Genomic DNA, 19,701 nt, shown 5'->3' on the forward strand with positions numbered 1-19,701 from the left:
CTAGACTTTTTAAGGCAGAAGAAAGCCTCAAAAGGAGGATAAAATCAAAAAGAAGTTATTTTCATCACTCGTTCTTCAAAGTCCTCTTTACAAAGAGACTTGTTTTTTAGCTTGGAACGATAAGTATAGATGGTAGTTATGGAATAACGCAAAAATTCTGCAATACGCGCACTGTCTGTAATACCTAAACGAATCAGTGCAAATATGCGCAGTTCGGTAACAAGCAATTCTTCATTTTTAGGATGCAATTGTTCTTCAACTGGCAACAAACGATTAAATTCTTCTACAAAGTTAGGGAATATCTTAAGAAAAGATACATCGAAATTGTGATAGAACTCTTTCAACTCTTGATTTATGAAACGGTCGGACTTCAATGTACGATATAACTCCTCAAGTTTACCGGCAGCAGCCTGCTTGTTCAATATGCGGCGATATTCTTCCATCTTACTTATATAAGAGGAACTTAAACTGAGGAAACGTCCCAAATACTCTTCCTTAATATGATTGGCTTCCGTAAGAGTCTGATTAGTATGCAATAATCGTTCATTAGCCTCATGTTGAGACTTGTTCAGCTTCTTCAATTCACTATTCAATATACTCAATTGGGAATTGGCAGCAACAACTTTTTTACGGGCATAAGACAATTTTTTCATTTGCCATAGCACACACAGTACTGTCAATAGAAGGAAAACAGAAAGGATACATATGCCTGTAATAAACATTCTCTGCCGCTGTTGCTGTATTTCCTTTTCTTGCTGATAAGCACGATCTATGAGCGGAAGCATCTTGGAATTCTGCGAACTACGCAACCGAGTAGTATAATAATTAGCATCTTCCATACTAATCTTGATATAGTGATTAGCACGTTCCAAATCGCCCATTCCATAAAGTAATTCCGCTAATGCGCACAAAGAATAATTTTCTTTCACCACTGCCCTAATGTCAGCAATGGCACTGCTAATACGTGCTTCCATTTCTTTTTGCTTGTTCCCCACGACATGATAAGCAAAAGCCAGAATTGAAGTAGCTACTGCATACTCACGCGTATTGGATTTCAACCGAGGTAAAAAATTCTTCAATAAACATATAGCCTCCTGACTTTTTCCCTGGTCAATGAGCTGAGGTGCATGCACGACTACATATCTATAAGTATCTTCCGGTACTAGGCTGATTATAGAATCCCTATACAAATTTGCTATCCGAAGATAATTGTTCACGTAGTTCCGATCAGTGGCGTACTCTGCCTGATAGAGATATAGGTTTTCAAAACATACATAATAGTCCACTATATTTTCACCCTCCAACGTGTTACGAGGAAGCGATTTCAGCAATTCCATTGCTTCAACAAAAAGGCCCGAAGTATTTAGAATATGTACTTTATTTAATATAGAACTATTTATCCATTGCCTATTATTTAGCCGTGTGGCAATAAGAATATTTTCATTTATATAATGTAATGCAGAATCACTAATATAAGAATTATATTCGGCAAAAAGACGATTTTGTATCAGATAACGCTCCATGTCAGTAAGCCTCCCTTGCTTCAACTCATCCTTTATCAAAGAAATATACCGTTCTTTTTCTTCCTCGTATTGTCTACGCATTACGATAGTCTTATCCAGAACAGACAAAAGGCTATCTATTGCAGATGCATACATACCAAGCGAACATGGCAACAGCATTATTATTAAAATCAAGATACGCATCATAGGTTAACATTGTGACATAACTTCGCAAAGTTACAATTTTCTTCTGTTATGAAAATACGATTTTAGTATTTTCTTTGGCATTATAAGTCGTACATCATAGGGATTATACATCTACCGAAATTCATATTTCCTCTACTTCGGATAGCTTTTAAAGCTTTTATGGCAGTTTTCAAACCTCCTTCTGCCTAATAATGGCTAACATTGCAACCGAAACCAAAGGTTGACATCAACATGAGAAAGACATTATTATTTTTATACCTTTTATCTCTCGGCAGTATTGCCGCATACGGTCAGACACGTCTGACCCAAGACCCCAAACTGGAACGACAACTCCACGAAAGCGGACTGATACATCAACCCCTCCCCCTGGATATTGAAAACTCTTTCGAAACCAACGGATGGAAAAAGGAGGTCTTGCAAAGCGCTCCTCTCACCCGCTCGGCAGGTACAGAGGGATGGAGTCATTCCGGCGCAGGAAGCATGTCCTTCAGTACGGAAAAGACCGTTTCCGGCAAAGGCAGCATCAAACTGCAATTCCCCACATTCACCGGGAAAAGGGCGACCGGCTCTCCTTCCGACCCAGACTATGCCACCTACGGAAACAGCAGTGTTACCTATCATCTAGACGGCGCCAATCTGGAGAAGTACAACCGCATCGTATTCTCCATCTATCCCGATTGCGACGGCGCGCGCATCGTCAACATGAACCTCACGTTTCGCAATGCAGATACTCCTGCCAAGAAAGGATATAATCAGCCTTCGGGTTCACACCTCATTAACCTTATTAATAAGGAGTGGAACCAATGCTTCCTCGAAATAGACGAGTATCAGCGCGACAAGGTGATGTCCATCACCTTCAGCACAGCCCTCAAAGGCAAAGACCGGACTACAGGAGATTCAGCTATCTACTACCTGGACAATCTACAACTGCAAACGGTGAAAGCCCCTGAGAAAGTCAGCGGATGGATACCTGCCGATGGAAAAATCTCCTACTCGACAACCGGCTATGCCGTCAACCACCCCAAAACCGCCCTCATCAACACAAACCTCACCATAGACGCCGGAAAGCGCTTCCAACTGCTTACCCCAACCGGAGAAATAGCTTACGAAGGAGACATCCGAAAAGAGAAAACCACTCTCGGAGAATTTGGCCTTATTGATTTCACCTCCTTCAATAATCCCGGAGAGTATCAGCTGAAGGTCGGAACATCGCTAACTCCCACCTTCCGGATTGGAGAAAGACTTTGGGAAGATTCACAATGGAAAGTGCTGAACTTCATCTTCTGCCAGCGCTGTGGACATCCGGTTCCCGGCAAGCATTCCACCTGCCACGTAGACCTCATGTCCCGACATGACGGACGCAGCATCTCCTACTCCGGCGGATGGCACGATGCAGGAGACTTGTCCCAGCAAACCTTGCAGACGGGAGACGTGACCTTTGCTCTGCTCGAAGCCTATAATAAACAAAGAAATATCAACCCAGCCCTCGCCGCCCGCCTGCGTGAAGAGGCGGAATGGGGAGTAGAGTTCATCCTAAAGAACCGCTACGGCGATGGTTACCGCGCCAGCAGCATGGGATTGCTTATCTGGCAAGACGGTGTGTTCAATACATTGGACGACATATCTTCCGTACGTGTACAGAACATGGCATTTGACAACTTTCTCTATGCCGGATACGAAGCTTACGCCTCCATGACGCTGGACAACGACCCGATGCTGCAGGAATACCTATTGCGCGTGGCCGAAGAAGATTTCGCTTTTGCTATGGAGAAGTTCAAAAAAGATAGCTTCGACCAGTTCGTCCAGCCTTACGAACACAGTTACAACACTTCGAAAAGTCAGTATATGGCTACCATCTCCTGGTCGGCAAGCCAATTATACAAGCTGACCGGAAAACCTTCTTATGCGGACATCGCCGCCGAATACATCCGCTACACCCTCGACTGCCAGCGCACGGAACCGCTGAAAGACAAAGACGGGACACGCGGATTCTTCTACCGGGACAAATCCCGCAAATCCATCGTACATTACATACACCAGTCGCGCGAGCAGGTCTATATGCAGGCCATGGTGATGCTTTGCGAAACCCAGAAGGAGCACCCCGATTATCCTAAATGGGTGAATTCCATACAACTATATGGAGAGTATCTGAAAGGAATGATGAAGTATACCCATCCCTACGGTATGATTCCAAGCGGTGTTTACCATGCAGAGGAATATAAGGATACCACCAACTTCTACGCCCTCCATCTGTTTCCCCCTGCCAATGCCAAGGAACTGTACACGGAACAGATTAAACGAGGAGTACAACTGGACAAAGAGCACTACATGAAACGTTTCCCCGTGTGGTTCAACATTTTCAACGGCAATACCGCCATCCATCTTTCCAACGGAAAGTCCGCCGCCATCTGCGGAAACTTCCTGAAGGACAAGGAACTGCTCAACATCGGTCTGGAACAGTTGTACTGGACCGTAGGCAAGAATCCTTTCGGACAATCCTTGATTTATGGAGAAGGACACAACTATCCGCAACTGAATACCTTCTCTTCGGGAGAAATGACAGGAGAGATGCCCGTTGGTATCCGTACCCTGGGTAACGACGATGTCCCCTATTGGCCGCAAACCAACAATGCCTGTTATAAAGAGGTATGGATTACCTCGGCAGGCAAATGGCTGTCTCTGATTGCGGAATATTAGATAATGGAGAATTAATAACTTATAAATTATAAATTACAAATTATGAAACATCTGTTTATTTTATTGTTTACGGCTTGCACCCTGCTGACGTACGCACAAGTCCCCGAAGGTTATCCGGCAAACTATGCCAAAGCTCCTCGCTTCAAGGCCTTGATTTATTACACGCAACATGCGGAAGAAGCACACGTACAATTTGCAGAACAAGCAACCACTTTCTTCAAGAAGCTCAATTACGGTGACGGCTTTGTTCTGGATATTACTACCGATTTTTCAAAATACCCATACGAGAAACTGAAAGAATACAATGTCATTATCATGCTTAACACATCCCCCAACACCAAGGCCGAACGCGATGCTTTTGAGCAATACATGGAAAACGGAGGCGGTTGGGTAGGTTTCCACGCAGCAGCCTACAACGACAAAAACACGCATTGGCCCTGGTTCGTTAAGTTTCTTGGTGGTGGGGTGTTCTATTGCAACAACTGGCCTCCCCAGCCGGTATTGGTCGAAGTCGACAACGAAGAACATCCCGTTACCAAGAATCTGCCTGCATCATTCGTGGCTCCCGCCAGCGAATGGTACCAATGGACTCCCAGCCCCCGCCAGAACAAGGACGTAGAGGTACTCTTGTCCCTATCTCCCAAGAACTATCCACTGGGTATCAAGGATGTAGTGAATTTTGGCGACTTCCCCATCGTATGGTCCAACAAGAATTACAGAATGATTTACCTGAATATGGGGCATGGTGACGAAGAGTTTATCGACGGTACACAGAACCTGCTATTGGTTAATGCTTTCCGCTGGGTAGTGAGCAAAGACAAAAGCGGCAACCCGTTCCTCAAATAAAACGGTTTCCATAACAGCAATCAAGAGAATAAATAGGGGATAATTCCCCTATTTCCTATGTTAACACTACGTTTTTATGCCGAAACAGATACTTTTCCTTCGAAAAGTATCTGTTTCGGTCGTTTTATATAGATACCCTTGCCGGTTCCCAACGGGCCGGAATGACAGTTTCATATCGTTGAAACCAAAAGTTTCACTTGCTGAAACTTTTAGTTTTACGAAAGGAAACTAAAGGTTTCCCTTAATGAAACCAATTATTTTCCCAATCAAAACTTCTCGTATTTAGTCTCAAAACTAAAAGTTTCATGTTGAGAACTAAGACAATAGCCACTTTTACGATTCACCCAATAAATAGGAGGCATCATCTTTTAGAAAGATTGGAAAGCGTGATAGATGGTTGTAACGTTTTTTATCTGTCACGGGTATCTATCACGCTTTAATTGATTTATAATCAAAACAATACACCCATTTGCGTGATAGCATGACAGATGTTTTGCCAAAACAAACTTTGTGAAGGAACAAAAAATCCCCGGTATTATTCACAAGGAAATACCGGGGACTCTTCAGAAAAAAACAATCAAAACTTATAACCAGCCAGGGTTCTGTGTCAAGCCACCTTTAGCTCTATCCATTTCCGACTGGTCAATTGGAAAGTATCTGAACTTCTCCGTCCAACCTTTGTTACCTAAAATCTCTGTTCCTTTATCGAAACGCAGAATATCAAACCAACGCTGCATTTCATCCATAAACTCATACCCACGCTCTTCAAAAAGAATATCCAACAGCTCCTGCTTGCTCTTTCCGGCCAAGTTGATACGATGCTCTTTGTCTTTGAAAGCGCGGTCTCTGACCTGGTCGAACCAGCCTTGCGCATCGGCACTGGCAGTTCCGTTGATGCGTACATCAAGCTCCACAGCCAGCAGCAAAACATCGGCATAACGGTAAATACGCCAAGAGTTATAATAGTTATCCGTAGGATTCACCGTAGACGTCGTCTCCTTTCTCGGATGAATCTTATAGTGCCCCAGACCCTCGTAATTTTCCTGCTGGTCACTGACTTGGAAAGCACTTCCTGCCGGTAGTTCACCTTTGGCCACCATTTCTGCCACTTTTTTAGCCTCGTCCGCATAGACAATGACTGTTCCCTCACGGCGCGTATCACCTTCCTTAAACATGTTGTAAACAGTACTCGGCATGGTATTCTGCCCATAACCTTCGCCCAAGCCGCCCTGCTCGGCACTTCTCGGGTCAACAATGTTACGACCGCCCAAAGAACGTGCAAGCCCAAACCCTTCACCGGAGTTATTGCCGGCATAACATACCTCAAAGATAGATTCCGCACACCATTCTCCGTCTTTCACCCATAAGTTTTGATAATCAGGGTTCAACCGGTATCTTCCACTGGTGATTATTTCTTTCATGTCATTCAATGCCACCTGATATTTAGTCTCATCACGATGGAACAAAATAATTTTGGCACGAAGCAGCTTGGCAGCATCCCGGCAAACGCGTCCCTGCTGTGTAGCACTGCGCTGGGGCAGATACTTAGTCACTTCGTCATCCAAGTCACCCATCATAAACTCATAAATTTCTTCACGGGTTCCTTTGGCAACGCTATACATTTCACTGGCTGCCAGATAATGTTTGATAAGCGGGAATTGCTCATACCCCATAAACAGATGGTAATAGAAAATGGCACGGTAAAAGCGCGCTTCGGCAGAAATGGAATTGACAAAGTCTGCACTGAGGTTGCATCCGGCCAATTTGTCAATCAACAGATTGGCAGCAATGACTCCATTGAACAAGCCAAAATCCCACTCATTCCACCAAGAACCATATCCCCATGCACCGAAACAAGAAGTCGCGTCATAGGTAAAAGTATCCCATTTCGTCTTGTAAGACCCCTCACCGATACCACCGCCGGTTTCGGACTCATCACCCAGCAAAGAAGAGTAAGACCAAACCTCCGGCATACGGGTCTGCATTTCATTCATCACGGCATACAAGCCCTTCATCATATCGTCTTCCGTCTTATAGAATTCGGTTTCCGACACCTGAGTTCTCGGATTCACTTCCAGAAAATCTGAACAAGCTGTGGTCGACAAAGCCATCGCACCCAAAGCCAATACCTTTAATATCTTATTCATTGTATCTAATTTTTAGGTTAATCAAAATGTAATATTCGCACCGATAGTATAAGTACGTGCTTGCGGATATGTTCCCCCGTCAAATCCATCACGTGTTCCCACTTCAGGATCATAACCGCTGTAGTTGGTAATTGTAAACAGATTTTCGCCCTGCACAAAGAAACGCAGCCCCTTGACGCCGACACGCTGCAACATCTGTCCGGGCAGACTATAGCCAATCTGCAACACTTTCAAACGCATATACGAACCATCTTCCACAAAAAAGTTTGAAACCTGATAGTTATTGTTGTCACCATCTATCACACGTGGTACCCAATTGGAAGTTCCTTCACCGTGCCAACGGTTCAACCAGGATTTGTCGTAGTTACCAAAAGTCACGTTGGAACGTCTGTACAGTTTATAAATATCGTTTCCGATACTTCCTTGAAAGAATGCACTGAAATCCAGCCCCTTCCAATCGGCAGAGAGCGTAAATCCATATGTCCAGTCGGGATTCGGCTTACCTATCATAGTACGGTCATCGCCATTAAGACCATTTTTACCGTCCAAATCTTTAAAACGGATATCTCCGGGCTTGGCATTCGGTTGTATCAACTGAGTCTTTCCGTTAGAATCTACGTAGGTATAGCTATCTATCTCCTGCTGATTCTGGAAAATACCATCATGCAAGTAACCGTAGAAGAAGCCGTACGGACGCCCGTTCTCTCTCCAACTGACCTGGCCGCCCATACCACCGCCGATATTATTGAGACCGACACGGTCGGGGCCCTGGTCTGTTACGGTATTCTTCACATAAGAAGCATTTCCATTGATACCCAGATTCACTTCACCCACCTTAAAGCGATAGGACGCTTCGAACTCGATACCTTCGTTCTTCACTGTACCCGAATTGACCGTCATACTGCCATAACTGGTATAAAGAGGAATCGGCATGGAAAGCAGCATGTCCTTCGTCTTCTTCACGAAATAGTCGGCAGAGAATGTCAATGCACTGTTGAAGAAACGCAAGTCAATACCCAAGTCGGTCTGTTCGGAGGTCTCCCATTTCAAATCAGCATTGGCATAGCCACTGGGCAGCATGCCCGTATATACCTTTCCATTTATGACTGCATTCTTACCCTGACTCATCATACTTGTATAGGCAAAGGAGCCAATACGTTCGTTACCATTCTGTCCCCAGCTTAGACGTATCTTGGCAAAATCCAACCAGGAAGGTCTGTTTTCCATGAACTTCTCACGAGTCAACACCCAACCCAAAGAAACCGAAGGGAATGTAGCATATTGGTGCTCGCGACTGAAGTTTGACGAACCGTCCCGTCTCACTACCGCTTCGAACAAATACTTTTCATCATAATTATAATTGATACGTCCGAATATGGATGCAATGCGGTGATCTTCCGCCCCACCCCATACTTTGGACTGTTCTTCGGGCGCTGTGGCCGTGTCTATATATCCCTTGTCTATATCCACCACCAGCAGATTATAATCTTCCGCTTCCAAATTGGAGTAATGGTAGGAAGACATACTTGTACCGAACAGTGCACCTATATTATGACGGCCGAAAGACTTTGTATACGACAGTACATTTTCCCACTGCCAATAGGAAGACTCCCTTTTCTTATCCTCTACCTTGGAAGTGGCATTCTTACTGGTAGCATTTAGCTCGTAGACTGGAGTTACATTCTTAATGGAATTGAACACCCATTCCGCACCATAGGTAGTCTTGAACTTCAAGCCTGGCAACAAGTCGACATCAAGGTTAAAGTTCGCACCGAAATTCTGAGGCATAGTCCTCTGGTTATGACTGACCTGCATGGCTGCCAGCGGATTGGTTATTTCACGCATCTCGATGATATTGTATGCCAGGCCGTTGGGAGCAATGACATGATTTGGATAAGTTACGGCATATTGCTCCAGTATAGCAGGGTCGGTCTGATAAACCGGCTCGGTAGGAGGCAACATATTCATGGAAGTAATCAAGCCTGCAGCTTCACTATTGCCAATAGTATTACCAGTCTGGATTGACTTGGAATAGCTTGCAATTGCACCAAAACTAATCTTATTCAACCAATTTCGTGATTTCGTGTCCAGTAATACATTATTGTAATTCAAGCGTACATTGTAGCGTTCATAATCAGCATGTCCTTTGGCATAAATACCTTCTTGCTTTACATAACCGAAAGAAGCATAATAGGTAGAGTTGTCCGTACCTCCACTCAACGAAACCTTGTGGTTCATAATAGGAGCATTCTTGTTCTGCAGTTCCTTTTGCCAGTCGGTATTGACGCTGGAAACAGTCGGGAAATAAGGGTCCTTACCTGCGTTGGCAGCCATTTCATTCATCAACATCTGATAATCCGCACTACCCAGCAAATCCACCTTCTTGGAAGGATTCTGAATACCGTACGTAAATTCATAGTTCAAAGTAGCCTTCCCTTTAGTACCCTTCTTCGTAGTTATTAGCACAACACCGTTAGCACCACGGGCTCCGTAAATAGCGGCGGAAGCTGCGTCTTTCAACACTTCAATAGACTCAATATCAGAAGGATTCAAATGACTGATACCACTTTCAGACGGCATGCCGTCTACTATATAAAGCGGATCGGAGTTGTTGACCGTACCGGTACCCCGAATACGAATCTTTGATTCCGCACCGGGCTGACCTGAATTAGAGATAATCTGTACACCGGAAACTTTACCTTTCAAAGCATTCTGAATATTTGTAGGATTACCTTTATCCAACTCTTCACTGGTAACACGGCTCACAGCAGACGAAAGTACACTCTTCTTTTGTACACCATAGCCTACTACAACTACCTCGTCCAGCAACTCAGAAGAATCAGTAAAACGGACTTTCAGATTTGTATCTGCAGCAGTCAGTTTATACTCAATAGGCTCATAACCGATAAAGGTGAAGACCAACACATCACCCACAGAAGCTTTCAGACTGAAATTCCCATCAATATCCGTCACAGTACCCACAGCCGGATTACTTTTCATACTGACATTAGCACCCGGAACCGTTTCTCCAGAAGGATCATAAACGATACCCTGCACATTAATTTGTTGTGCGAAGAGCTGCAAAGTGCAACTGAGAATGCAAAGCAGCAAAAGGACTCTTTTTCTTTTCATGATAATAGTATTAGTTTATAAAATAGAAAGTTATTCATATTGTATTGATACAAATTCCAATACTTCGATAAGCGAAATTACGTACTAAACAAGAAATGGAAGTTGAATATTTCTCATAAGGAGTTCATTTACTAACACATCCATAAAAAACGTTTTATTTTAAACTTAAAGTGATAAAGTTTAAACCCATAAAAAAACGGATACGTTTCTGTACGTACCCGTTTTCTTCCAAATCCATTGATTATAAAAAGTATTACCTTTCTAAAGTCCAGTTAATGGCATTTCTGAACATGGTCGTAAACCCTTCCGTTTCGTACAACTTACTACTATGCCCTATCTGGAAATAAACATTGCGTGCCTTTTTGCTTTCATTGACCCAAACCACCGGATGATCGCCCATCTTGATGTCCGATGCAGGCGTGTAGCTCGATTCGTCTACATTGGCTAATACATGTACATTAGGGCGCGGACTCTTGTCATAAGTATACCACTCGTCATCGGGCACCACGAAAGAGGCCGGAACATCCTTCATTACCGGATGCTGTTTATCTTCCACAATCAGCGTACCGTCGGCCAGCGGAGCTATGTAGTTCTTGAAACGTACACCACCCATGAAATCAGAGAACCATTGCCACATGGGATAACCGTCAAACTCGCCCAGCAAAGTAGCATGATGGAAACCTATCCAGCCGCCACGGCCTTCTTCTATATACTTGACGAACGCATCTTCCGCTTCCTTCGGCCAAGTATAAGGCGGGAAATCCAATTGAATAACCAGGCTGAACTGCGACAAGTAAGCCTCCGTTATGTTCCTGGCATTGTTTATCTCGGTAATACTGAAATTCCCCTTTACACCTTCGGCCGCCAACCACCTCAAACCGGCATCCGTAAATCCTCCGTGCTGTCCGCCACGTTCCGTCAACACCAGTACCTTCGCCTTGTGCGGCTTGCCCAATAGGTTTTCTGCTACCGTACGGCGCAAATCACCCTGTTCATTGTCTCCGCTATAATCCCAATACATGCCTCCCAGCAAATCTTTATCCAGAATATACTGACACTTGATGGCAAGTGAACGGGGATTCTCAAAACCAAATACCAACGTATCATTCTTATCGGCCAGATAAGGCACTTGAGCCACCTCATCCCACTTTTCAGTATATTGGGTATCCGTATTCCCTACCTTATTATAGTCTTGGAAGCTGGGATAACCGTCACCTCCACGACCATAGAAGGGCATACCCATCACCAGCTTGGAAGGCGGTACGCCCGCTTTCAAGTGTGCAGTAACGGCACCGTCCGAAGTAATGTCACCGCTATGTCCTGACGGATAAAGCGCCGAATGGTGCTTGGGAGCAGAAGCCATGTCATAAGCCATGATATTCACAAAATCGACGGAAGGCAAGATAGCCTTGAAGTCAATGTAACGGGCAGAAGCTACGGTGGCAAGTGTCAGTTCCTTTTCATTGCCGATGGCAGCTCTGATATCCTGCATCAGAAGTGTAAAATTCTCCGTATCGTCCGGTGACGAGGATATATTTGCCATAGAGCTGGTGGGATATTCCCAATCGATGTCAATGCCATCCAAAGCGAACTCCTTCACCACACGGTCACAGTCCGCGGCAAAAGCACGGCGATATTCATCATTGGCAGCCATCTCACTGAAACGTCCGCTTCCCCAGCCGCCGATGGAAAGCAGCACTTTCAGCTCCGGCTTCTGTTTCCTCAAATCAACAATCTGTCTCAAACGTTCCTCATTATCAATCTTGACACCGTTAAAGCTCTCGTTTACATGACCGAACGCATAGTTGATATGCGTCATGTACTGCGGGTCGGGCATCACCTCACTCCACGAAGTGACATAAGCAACCACAACCTTTGAATCGCGGGAAGCCGCAACGACCTCTTCTCCCGACTTAACGCTACCGCATGAAACCAATACGCCCAAAGCGGCAGCCATCATCATTCTAATTTTTTTCATAAGTACTATCTTTAATTACAAATTATCGCAGGTCTGACGGACCCGTGAACCTATCAATGCATAATACAGCATAAACGCTTCTCCAAAAAGAACGATGAGCCATGACCATCTCCAGCCTCCAAGAACATCGGCAAGCACTCCTTGCAACAAGGGCAATATGGCACCGCCTACCACTCCAATCATGAACACACCCGAAGCCACCGAAGTGTATTTTCCCAAATGGGCAACGGACAAAGTAAAGATAGCTCCCCACATGATGGAATGGAACAGACCTACTGCCGTGAGCAGCCACGGATTATTCAGAAGAATGGCCAGTAGGGCGAGTAGTCCTGCCGATACCGTAGTAACCGTCAACTGCACGCGGGGAGAAATCCTGCTCAGGCTGCTCCCCACCAGGCGGCCCACAAGCATACCACCCCAATAGAGCGTAGCCATCAGTGCCGGAGAAGCATAATCCATCTCGATGGCATACAGATTGATATTGGCCCCGATACAGACTTCCACTCCTACATAAAAGAAGATAGCCACCACGCCCAATGTCAGATGACGGAAGGACCATACACTTTTTTCCAGCTTTTCTCCCTTCTCTACCCTGGTTCCTTGGATATCGGGCAAAGACAATTTCATCAACAACAATACAATCAAAGAAATAACAGCCATCAATGCCAGGAACGGAACCATCAGCTGGTCAATCTGAATGTCCTCCATAGACAGACCGCCGAACACGACACCGGTCACGAAATAAGGAGCAAGCGTAGTTCCCACAGAATTGGCGGAACCGCCTATAGCCAAACGCTGAATGGACTGGGTACCCTTGACATGGCAAGCCGTCAGATAAGGATTTATAACCACTTGCAGAATGGTGGCCGAAGCCCCTACCACGAAAGAACCCAGTAAGAAAATCAAGAACCCTCCAGGGATAACATTATTTCCTGCATGCCAATTCGCTTCAGGAAAGTGTACTGTGAAATAGGAAGAGGCAAAGAACAAACCAAGTCCCACAATCATCACCAGCAATCCACGCATCAATGTTCCTTTATATCCGTATTTGCTAATCCACGACGAGCCTACCCCTCCACAAACCGGATAAGCAAGGAACCAGGAGAAAGTAATCAAAGTAGCAAAAGTATTTTTTAACCCGCCCACTTCCGAAAGAAAAGTTTCTTTCAGAGGACCCTGAAACTGAGTATTGGCAGTCGTAAGGAAACCTACAATAAAGAACAAGAACACCATCGTGATGAATGGCCCCATATAGTTTATTTGTTTTTCTTGTTGTGTCATAGTATTTTGATTATTAATTCAAATAATTAGTTATCAGCCGCCTGCAAGGCGACTTAGCAGTTAAGCATGCTTGCCGCCGCCTCATCCAGCAGAAATTCACAGTTGGGATGAAGCTGAAGGATGGAAGCAGGAACATCTGTTGTCACAGGCCCTTCAAGCATCCGCTTGACAATATCCGCTTTATTAGTCCCTTTGGCAACCAGTACAATCCGGCGTGCCTGCATAATGTTCTTTATTCCCAAAGTAGCCCCTCCCAACTCTTTATCGGGAGGAGTACCCGTTTCTCTACGGATGCGTTCTTCCAGTTCCACATTCATCCGGGTCACCCATGCTTCACCGCCAAAGGGAGATTCCGGCTGGTTGAATCCCAGATGTCCGTTCTCACCCAACCCTAAAATCAGCAAATCAATGCCGCCACGGTTCGCAATTTCCTGCTGGAAATCCCTGCATGACTGTTCAAAATCACCAGAAATGGTAGGCAGCATCAAAAAATTCTCTTCCTTGATGCCCAATGTATCCATCAACTCCGTTTTCAGCATCGTGTAGCATGCTCCGGCATATTCGCGCGGCACATTCGTTACCTCATCCAATCCGAAGAAAGTAACGGTATCCACCTTAAATGGATATTTAGTATAGATTTCTCCCACCAACCGATGAAGATTGCCGGTAGTACGTCCCGTCGAAAGTCCTATCACACTCTCCGGTTCATTCAACATCTGCCCGATGATGCGCCATGCAGCCGTGCAGTCAAACTCCTTTTCATTCTTTGTTATTGTTATTTTCATATTCTTAATCATTAATTCCTAATCACATATTCATCGCCACCGCGCCGGCCCCCAGAAGCCCGATAAATCCGGGATTCAGTTTCGTAATGACAACCCCGTTGCTGACAAAACGCATGGTCGTAGGATGAAGTTTCTCCAGAATCTTCTCGTGCATATACCCGTCGGCCACAATGCCTCCACCCAACACCACCGTGTCCGGGTCAATCACACGTACCAGATTCATGATAAGATTGGCAAGCGCCTCAGCTGCATTCTCCACCAGCACCGTACAGAGAGGGTCACCTTTCTGACTAAGTGCAAACACCTCACTCACAATCACCCGTTCCCCTTTTTCAGCCGGAATATGCAGGCCGGTCTCATACTGGTTGCGGAGCAGACGGGCACAATTGTCAAAACCTATGCCGGCAGCAATCGCCTCCACACAGTCCATCCGTCCACAACCGCATTTAATGCCTATGTTCACACCTACACGCACGTGTCCCACTTCGCCGGCATTGAAATGGCTGCCACGGATTTGTCTCCCATTTATCACCGTACCCACGGCAATGCCTGTACCTACATTTACGTATATAAAGTTTTTGGAAATTTGTCCGAATCCCCAGACGCGTTCGGCTCTTGTAGCGCTCTTCACATCATTGTCTATATGGCAAGGCATGCCATATATATCCGACAGTTCCTTTGCCAACTCAATCCGCTGTGTCCTGCTCGGGTCAATCTGCAGCCAGACACCTTCGTTGGAATCTACACGCCCTATCAGGCCAACACCCATCGCTACCGGTTTCTGGTCATACCAGCCCACGGTACGGATATAATCATCGAGCGACGACTTGATGATTTCCAGCGCAGCCTGCTGATTAAAGTAACCGGAGTCATATTTCTTATACCTCAAAATGTTGCCACGGCTATCCATTTCGCCAATCAGCAACTTCGTGCCTCCTAAATCAAGACCTAAATACGTTTCCATTTTTTATATGCGTTTTTTAATATTGTTTACTGTCCACAATATTACGCACTATCAGGGAGACAAGGGTTTATTCTCTGACAAAAAAGGTTTAATACTTGTCAGCGGTGGTTCAAAAGCAGTCTTCATGGCTCTAAATTTTGCTGGGACTGGTGCCAAACTGCTTTTTGAAGCATGTACTAAAATATTTCGGGTCAGAAAATCCGACCATATTCGCCACTTCCCCTATCGAATATTTCCGGGAAACCAGCAGCTCTTTTGCCTTGTTCAAACGGACAATGCGGATGAAATCATTCGGTCCCTGCCCGGTCAGCGTCTTTATCTTATTGTAGACAGAAGTGCGGCTCATGCCCAGCATCCGGCAGAAGTCATTGATGGAGAATTCCGAATCGGACAACTCCTCCTCAATCACTTTCATAACCTTGTCCAGAAACTCCTTGTCCAACTGGCTGGTATAGTCTGTCTCTTCGGGCTGCGCATCCATCGCCAACACGGTTTCGCGCAAATGCTGCCTATTCTGAAGAATATTCCTGATACGCACTTTCAGCACAGACAAGTCGAAAGGCTTGATGATGTAGTCATTGGCACCGGCCTCCAGTCCGAAGATGATATTTTCCCTCTCACTCAGTGCGGTCAGTAATATAATAGGTATATGGCTTGTATCTACCGATGACTTCAGAATCCGGCACAATTCATCACCTTCCAGTACCGGCATCACAATGTCCGAGATAATGATATCAGGATTGATTTCCCTTGCCGTCTCCAATGCCTTTCCGCCGTCGGGCACGGCAACTACCTTATATTCGGAAGACAAGCTGTCCACCAGATACTCCCTCATATCCGCATCGTCCTCCGCCAGAAGAAGGACATTCTTCCCGGCACGTTCCGTTTCTTCATGCACAGCCCCGGTAGCGGCCTGAGCTTCTTCCCGGCCGTCAGCCTTCGCTTCCACCGCCACGCTCGCCTTTATCCTCTGCGGGAAAGTTACCGTAAACGTAGTTCCCTGCCCTTCCACGCTACTGAAAGAGATGGTGCCGTGATGCTGTTTCACAATGCGGCGCGTAATCATCAGACCGATACCCGAACCGGTTTCCTCAAAGTTCATGGCATTCTGGGCTCTATAATATTCGTGAAAAATATTGCCCTGCTCCTCTTTCGGAATGCCGATACCCGTATCCTTCACTTCAATAGTCCACTTCTTTCTTGCAGTCTTCACCAGTATGTGAATGACTCCCTTCTCTGTATACTTCAAGGCATTGGAGAGCAGATTGTCTATGATATGATCCATCTTCTCCCGGTCAATCCAAACCTTGGGCATATCCGGCTCCACCTCCAACTCTATCCCGACGCTCTTCTGCATGGCGGCTAAATGAAACTCCGCCATCTTTTCCTCCAGATAAGCCTTAATGTCGTATGGAGAAACCTTCAGACACTCCTCGGCATGCAGTTCCGTTTTCTGCAACTCAAGCAGTTGAGTAATCATTCCCATCAGTTTTTCCACATTCTTCATTGCCACCGCAACGGTTTTCTTACCCTGCTCCGGAAGTCCCTCCTGCGCTTCGAGCTCGCTCAGCGGAGCCTTTATTAAAGTAACCGGTGTACGGATATCATGGGCTATACTGATAAAGGAACGTATCTTGTCCCTTATACGCCCCTCGTTCACCTTATGCCTCCTATACTGCACAAACATGTAGACAAAGACAGACAACAAGATGAAATAGAGGAGCAGCGCCCACCACGAAACCCAGTAAGGGTTATGAATGACAATGTCCAGACTTCTTTCTCCCACCTGCTGCCCGGTGTACTTATCAAATGCCCGCAAGCGGAATACATACTTACCGGACGAGAGATTCATATAGCTCACGTTCCGCACTGAATTGGAGTGTTCCCACTCCTCATTGTGATTTTCGAGCCTATACTCATACCTGATACGATGCGGGACTGCAAAGTTGATGGCAGAGAAGGAAATAGAGAAGGAGTTTTGATTATACTTCAAATCTATTTTCCGGGTATCATTGATATTCGTTTGCAAAAGAGAGCCTTTCATTCCCGCTTTGACCGATTCGTAAAGCAGTTTAAAGTCTGTCAGAATCAGCTCAACAGACACATGGGGCCCTAAGTCCAAAGACGGGAGAAAGGAAAGAACCCCTTCTGCAGTGCCGAAAGCAAGACATCCATTCTTCAACTTAAGGGCAGCATTCGGGTTGTAATATCCCCAGCTGACATCCAAAAAATCATTGGCACTGATGATAATATCCCGGGAGCAGTCCAAGCAATACAATTCCTTCTCCGTACTGAACCAGATACGCCCTTCGTTATCCTCCAGCAGGCTGTTGATGGAATTGGAAACCAGATTGTCATCTACGGTATAGGCATGCGCCTCTTTCCCATCCGGCCCAACACGTATAAGGCCTTCCCCGTCTGTAGCCAGCCAGGTATCGCCGGATGAGGACTGCATCAGGCAACGGACAGGATAATGCAGAGAGATGTCTCCAAACGTCTGATGCCACTGCGTGTCTCCCGACTTCTTATCAAAGACGGCCAACCCGCTGCAACCGGCAATCAGTAATGAGCCCCCCTTACCCGGCTTTATGTCACCTATGCAATCAATCGGGTAATATGTATAAGTATCCGTCCGTATATCGTAACGGGTAAACTCTCCTTCAATACCACCGAACCAGACATAATCCCCTTCCGCATAAATGGCATAAACATAGTCGGTGGCCATTCCCTTCTCCGGATGTGCATTTCTTTTCTCTTTCTTCTGTACCCGTCCGGTCTGTTTATGAATACAATAGACACCGATACCATAGCCACCTACCCAGATGTTTCCCCCGGAGTCTTCGGCAAGCGCCAATACCACTTTGCCACTATATTCCGTACCGTCCAGATAGTGGGTCCATTTGCGTGACCGAGGTTGATAGAGGCTGACGCCGTTGTTTGTACCATACCAATAATCTCCCTCCGAGTCCTGAAACATCACATTTACATGGTCCGACTTCAGGGAATTATCATTATTGCGTTCGTGCCTGATTCTATAGACATCCGGCATCTCCGGATCCAGATAGCTGATGCCATTCGTAGAAGTGCCAATCCATACAACTCCGGATTCATCCACACAAATATCGGATACCGTATTACCACTCAAGCTTTTGTCATCATCCCCGTTATTCATATAATGGTTCAAAAGTTCTCCAGTAGCGACATCCATGCAAAAAACACCTGCACCGTCGGCTCCCACCAGCAGCAAATTATCCTTTGTCCTTGCAAACGAACGGATAGGTACATGAGGAATCCGGTCATTCAAGGAATGTATTTGCCCTTCGGGACCGTCAAGCACAAATACGCCGTTTGAAAAGGTACCGATGAACAGCTTCGCTCCGAAGACATAGAGCGATTCCACATGCATCTCTGTATGCAGGTCAACCGGCCTCGTCTCAAAAGACGAAGAACCTGCCGCTCCTGCCTTCGTCAGCCGGAAGACACCCTTGTCGGTGCCTGCAAAAAACACTTCATCTTCCATTTGGACCATGCAACGGACAGATTGCCCCTTCAATCCGGCAAAAGACAGTCCTGCACTTTCTTCCCAAGAATAAAGCCCCTTCGACATACACAACCACAAACGGTTTTCGTCATCAAACAGCATATTATACAATACCGGAGAAGGCAGGTAATCGGCCAAGTCCACACGCAATTGGAAAGAGTCCGTCAGTTTGTTGTATGCATAGATTTTTCCATTCTTCAATGCAACCCAGACAATACCCTCCCTATCACACATCATGGTAGTGGAAGACTGGATATTGTCCCTGGAATCAACCATTCCGTCCAACTTGTAATGCTTGATTTCATTCCCGTCATAACGATCTATCCCGACATGAGTATACACCCAGACAAATCCGGCTGAATCCTTGTTTATCTGGAATACTTGCCGACTGCCCAATCCCTCCTTGATACCCAAGGTGCGGAATGAACCGGCAAACAAGTCAGCGGACAAAAAAACGAACACCCATAACAGCAGAAATGTACATGCAACGGATTTATATGGAAACGGATATGGAGCAGACATAGGTCATATATTGTTTTTCGGATGCAATATTACGCATAAATATAAAAAAAACGGTCGAAAAACTATCCGAATAGGTTCGATTTCTATTACTTTTGCCTT

The 19,701-nt window shown here is 45.6% G+C and carries 10 protein-coding genes; 2 read left to right on the plus strand and 8 right to left on the minus strand.

Annotation, left to right across the window (positions count from 1 at the left end; translation table 11 throughout):
* Positions 1 to 44 precede the first annotated feature (44 nt).
* Positions 45 to 1,709: a DUF6377 domain-containing protein gene (locus DWX62_RS03495; RefSeq protein ID WP_005827019.1), complete on the minus strand. Its 1,665-nt coding sequence runs from the start codon at positions 1,707 to 1,709 to the stop codon at positions 45 to 47.
* A 231-nt stretch (positions 1,710 to 1,940) separates the two neighbouring features.
* Between DWX62_RS03495 and DWX62_RS03500 the strand changes: the two genes are divergently transcribed.
* Both DWX62_RS03500 and DWX62_RS03505 read left to right on the plus strand, forming a co-directional pair.
* Entirely contained in the window at positions 1,941 to 4,406 is a 2,466-nt protein-coding gene (locus DWX62_RS03500) for a glycoside hydrolase family 9 protein (protein WP_057258628.1), read from the plus strand.
* Positions 4,407 to 4,448: 42 nt separating this feature from the next.
* Complete coding sequence (locus DWX62_RS03505) at positions 4,449 to 5,252, plus strand: ThuA domain-containing protein (RefSeq protein ID WP_008665150.1); 804 nt, start codon at positions 4,449 to 4,451, stop codon at positions 5,250 to 5,252.
* 584 nt (positions 5,253 to 5,836) lie between these two features.
* Here DWX62_RS03505 and DWX62_RS03510 read toward each other — a convergent pair.
* From DWX62_RS03510 to DWX62_RS03540, 7 genes are all read right to left on the minus strand, one after another.
* A complete protein-coding gene (locus tag DWX62_RS03510) occupies positions 5,837 to 7,399 on the minus strand; it encodes a RagB/SusD family nutrient uptake outer membrane protein (protein WP_005827028.1) in 1,563 nt (520 codons plus the stop codon).
* A gap of 21 nt (positions 7,400 to 7,420) precedes the next feature.
* On the minus strand, positions 7,421 to 10,531 hold the full coding sequence (locus tag DWX62_RS03515; RefSeq protein WP_120172581.1) for a TonB-dependent receptor: 3,111 nt from the start codon (positions 10,529 to 10,531) through the stop codon (positions 7,421 to 7,423).
* A gap of 253 nt (positions 10,532 to 10,784) precedes the next feature.
* Positions 10,785 to 12,509, minus strand: a complete 1,725-nt coding sequence (locus DWX62_RS03520) for a glycosyl hydrolase family 18 protein (RefSeq protein WP_034532961.1) — start codon at positions 12,507 to 12,509, stop codon at positions 10,785 to 10,787.
* Between the two features lie 15 nt (positions 12,510 to 12,524).
* The gene (locus DWX62_RS03525) at positions 12,525 to 13,790 is read right to left on the minus strand and encodes an MFS transporter (protein ID WP_008665144.1); all 1,266 of its coding nucleotides are present in this window, start codon (positions 13,788 to 13,790) and stop codon (positions 12,525 to 12,527) included.
* 53 nt (positions 13,791 to 13,843) lie between these two features.
* Complete coding sequence (locus DWX62_RS03530; RefSeq protein ID WP_005833056.1) at positions 13,844 to 14,575, minus strand: glucosamine-6-phosphate deaminase; 732 nt, start codon at positions 14,573 to 14,575, stop codon at positions 13,844 to 13,846.
* Positions 14,576 to 14,597: 22 nt separating this feature from the next.
* Entirely contained in the window at positions 14,598 to 15,539 is a 942-nt protein-coding gene (locus tag DWX62_RS03535) for an ROK family protein (protein WP_035449096.1), read from the minus strand.
* Between the two features lie 130 nt (positions 15,540 to 15,669).
* Entirely contained in the window at positions 15,670 to 19,602 is a 3,933-nt protein-coding gene (locus DWX62_RS03540; protein WP_120172582.1) for a hybrid sensor histidine kinase/response regulator transcription factor, read from the minus strand.
* Positions 19,603 to 19,701: the final 99 nt, after the last annotated feature.

The sequence above is a fragment of the Bacteroides sp. AF20-13LB genome (genome assembly GCF_003603065.1).
Classification (GTDB): domain Bacteria; phylum Bacteroidota; class Bacteroidia; order Bacteroidales; family Bacteroidaceae; genus Bacteroides; species Bacteroides uniformis.